At 68.3% G+C, this 3,682-nt stretch carries 3 protein-coding genes; all 3 read left to right on the top strand.

Features of this window, described 5'->3' with window-relative positions; genetic code table 11:
* On the top strand, positions 1–1,508 hold a 1,508-nt coding region (locus VF697_RS00420; RefSeq protein WP_331091107.1), incomplete at its 5' end, for an SCP2 sterol-binding domain-containing protein.
* 35 nt (positions 1,509–1,543) lie between these two features.
* On the top strand, positions 1,544–2,722 hold the full coding sequence (locus VF697_RS00425; protein WP_331091109.1) for a lipid-transfer protein: 1,179 nt from the start codon (positions 1,544–1,546) through the stop codon (positions 2,720–2,722).
* Positions 2,723–2,942: 220 nt separating this feature from the next.
* Positions 2,943–3,682, top strand: a 740-nt coding sequence (locus tag VF697_RS00430) for a DUF5995 family protein (protein ID WP_331091112.1), incomplete at its 3' end; no start/stop codon positions are given.

Below are 3,682 nucleotides of genomic sequence, written 5' to 3' on the forward strand. Positions count from 1 at the left end.
TGCCCACCTACGGTGTCATCCCCGCCCTCAACACCGTGCTCAAGCTGGCCGCCGAGGGCAAGCAGGCCCCGGGCCTGAACTACGGCCTGGACCGCGTCCTCCACGGCGAGCAGTACACCGAGCTGCTCCGCCCGCTGCCCCCCAAGGCCTCCCTGCGCCACAAGGGCCGCATCAAGGACATCTTCGACAAGGGCAAGAACGCGCTCGTCGTCACCGAGGTCACCAGCTACGACGCGCAGACGGGCGAGCCGCTCGTGCGCAATGAGATCACCACCTTCGTGCGCGGCGCGGGTGGCTGGGGGGGAGACCGCGGGCCGTCGAGCGACGTCAACGTGGCGCCCGAGCGCGCCCCCGACGCCGTCCTCACCGAGAAGACGCATGAGAACCAGGCGCTCCTCTACCGGCTGTCCGGGGACTGGAATCCGCTGCACGCCGACCCCGAGTTCGCCCAGAACTTCGGCTTCAAGCGGCCCATCCTCCACGGCCTGTGCACCTTCGGCTACGTGGGCCGCCACGTCATCAAGGCCTTCGCCGGTGGGGACCCGCGGCTCTTCAAGAGCATCCGCGTCCGCTTCGCCGAGACCGTGCTGCCCGGCGAGACGCTCCGCACCGAGATGTGGAAGGAGGGCGAGCGCATCATCGTCCGCTGCAAGGTCGTCGAGCGCGACAAGGTCGTCATCAGCAACGCCGCCGTCGAGCTCTATAAGGAGGTGCCGAAGGCCCAGGGCAAGCCCGCCGCCCCCGCGCAGGCGAGCGCTCCGGCCAAGGCCTCGGGTGGGCCCTCCGCCAGCACCCGTGTCTTCGAGGCCCTCCGCACGTACGTGGCCCAGCACCCCGAGCTCGTGGGCAAGGTGGCCAACGTCTACCTCTTCAAGCTGACCCAGCCGGAGAGCGCCTGGACGTTGGATCTCAAGAGCGGCGCCGGCTCCGTGCAGGAGGGCGCGCAGGGCAAGGCCGACTGCACCCTGGAGCTCACCGACGCGGACTTCCTCGCGATGACCTCCGGCAAGGCGGACCCGCAGAAGCTCTACTTCGGCGGCAAGCTCAAGATTACCGGCAACGTGATGGCCTCGCAGAAGCTCGGTTTCCTCGCCAAGGTTGGCTCCGCTCCCTCCGGCGAGGGCGCCGCGAAGGCGGCTCCGGCTCCGGCTCCGGCCTCGGGCAGCGGGGCGTCCAACGCGGGCAGCGGCCGCGCTCCGGCCATCTTCAAGGCGCTCGGCGAGCGGCTGGCGCAGAAGCCGGAGCTGGCCCGCGAGGTGGGGGCCGTCATCCAGTTCCTCGTCACCGAGCCCCAGGGCTCCTGGGTGGTGGACCTGAAGGACGCCCCGGGCGTGCACGACGGGAAGGCCGACAAGGCGGACCTGACGCTTCGTCTCTCGGACGAGGAGCTGGCGGCCCTGGTGCAGGAGCCGCAGGCCGTGCAGCGCCTCTACCAGCACGGCAAGCTGCGGGTGGACGGGGACGTCCGGCTCGCCTCTCGCCTGGGCTTCCTCAAGCAGCTCATCTGATGGTCGCGCGAACCCACACGAAAGGAACAGCAATCATGGGACGTCGGGTCAATGTCATCGGAGTGGGGATGGTGAAGTTCGCCAAGCCGGGCGCCAGCGAGGAGTACGACGTGATGGCGACCAAGGCGGCGCACGCGGCCATCAAGGACGCGGGCATCGCCTACGGCGACATCCAGCAGGTCTACGCCGGCTATGTCTTCGGCGACAGCACCTGCGGCCAGCGCGCCGTGTACTCGGTGGGCCTCACCGGTATCCCCGTCATCAACGTCAACAACAACTGCTCCACCGGCTCCACCGCGCTCTACCTCGCGCGCCAGGCCGTCGAGGGCGGCATGGCCGAGTGCGTCCTCGCGCTCGGCTTCGAGAAGATGGAGAAGGGGGCGCTCGGCTCCAAGTACGACGACCGCGCCAACCCGCTCGAGCGCCACGTGGACACCATGAACCGGGCCCAGGGCATGAACCAGGCGCCCTTCGCCGCGCAGATGTTCGGCGGCGCCGGTCGGGAGTACCGCTGGAAGTACGGCACGAAGCGCGAGACCTTCGCCAAGATTTCGGAGAAGGCCCGCAAGCACGCGAGCAAGAACCCCTACGCCCTCTTCACCCAGACGCTCTCGGTGGACGAGGTGCTGGCCTCGGACGACGTGTTCGATCCGCTCACGCGCTTCCAGTGCTGCCCGCCCACCTGCGGGGCCGCCGCCGCCATCGTCTGCTCGGATGACTTCGCCCGGAAGCTGGGCATCTCCAACCCCGTGTACATCGCCGCTCAGTCGATGACCACGGACCTGCCCTCCAGCTTCGGCGACAGCATGATCAAGATGATTGGCTTCGACATGGCCGTCCTCGCCGCGAAGCAGGTCTACGAGAAGTCCGGCCTCGGCCCCAGCGACGTGGACGTCGTCGAACTGCACGACTGCTTCACCGCCAACGAGCTCCTCACCTACGAGGCGCTCGGCCTGTGCAAGGAGGGCGAGGCGGAGAAGTTCATCTGGGACGGGGACAACACCTACGGGGGGCGGTTCGTCACCAACCCCTCGGGCGGCCTGCTCTCCAAGGGCCACCCGCTGGGCGCCACCGGCCTCGCGCAGTGCACTGAGCTCGTCTGGCAGCTCCGCGGCCAGGCCGAGCAGCGCCAGGTCGAGAACGCCCGCGTCGCCCTGCAACACAACCTGGGCCTCGGCGGCGCGTGCGTGGTGACGATGTACCGCCGCGACTAGCGAGTCGGCCTCGCGTGGGCCCGCTGGCTCGCTCGCGGGTGGGCTCCGCGTCACAAGTGGAACGCCTCCCCTCCGTCTCTCCTGGACGGTGAGTACCGAGAGGGGAGAACTTCCAATGGCGGATGCCTATACCGCGTCGAAGCTCACACACGAGCCATGCGGCGCCGACTGCGACACGAAGCTACACAGACCTCGTACGACGGGCGAGGCGCTCGTGTGCATGGAGAAGAAGCTGCGGGAGCTCTATGCCCGGGGCGATCGACGCGCCATCTTCCTGCGCGCCTACTACGTCATGACGGCCCAGGTGAACGCCGCCATCCATGGGGGAAATGAGGACTTCAAGACCCCCATCTTCTTCGACCCGGACTGGGTGGATCGCCTCGCCGGCCGGTTCTGCCTGCACTACTTCCAGTCGCTGCGGAAGCCCGTGTGCGCGGCCTGGAGGTTCGCCGAGGAGCGGGCCGGGGACGGTCGCTCGAGCATCCTCCAGAACCTGATGCTCGGCATCAACGCCCACATCAACTTCGATCTGTCCCGTGGCATCCACGAGATCCTCGTGGAGGACGGAGATGCGGGGGACGCGGAGCTCATGGCGCGGCGGAAGTTCGACCATGACCAGATGAACAACGTCCTGGTGCGCTGCAACCCGAAGTTACAGGAGGTGCTCGCGCGCGAGTTCGGCGGTGGCATGCGCCTGTTCAGCGGCCTGTTCGGGACGTTCGACGAGCTGCTCACCAGCACGGGGCTGCGGTACTACCGGGACCGCGTCTGGTGCAACGTGCTCGCGCTGCTGTCGGCGAAGGGCCCGGAGGAGTACGAGAAGGTGCGGCTGCGGCTGGAGTGGGAGTCCCGGCAGGTGGCCGAGTTCATCGCCGATGGGAGCTGGTTGAACAACGTGGTGTTCCGCGTGGACAGCTTCCTGCGCCTGAGGAACATCGAGGGCAGGTTCCAGCCGGAGGA

Source organism: Archangium sp. (assembly GCF_036388035.1).
GTDB lineage: Bacteria > Myxococcota > Myxococcia > Myxococcales > Myxococcaceae > Archangium.

What these genes read in the sequence shown, in the direction of transcription:
- VF697_RS00425 (WP_331091109.1), top strand. Translation starts at nt 1,544, where the DNA reads ATGGGACGTCGGGTCAATGTCATCGGAGTGGGGATGGTGAAGTTCGCC.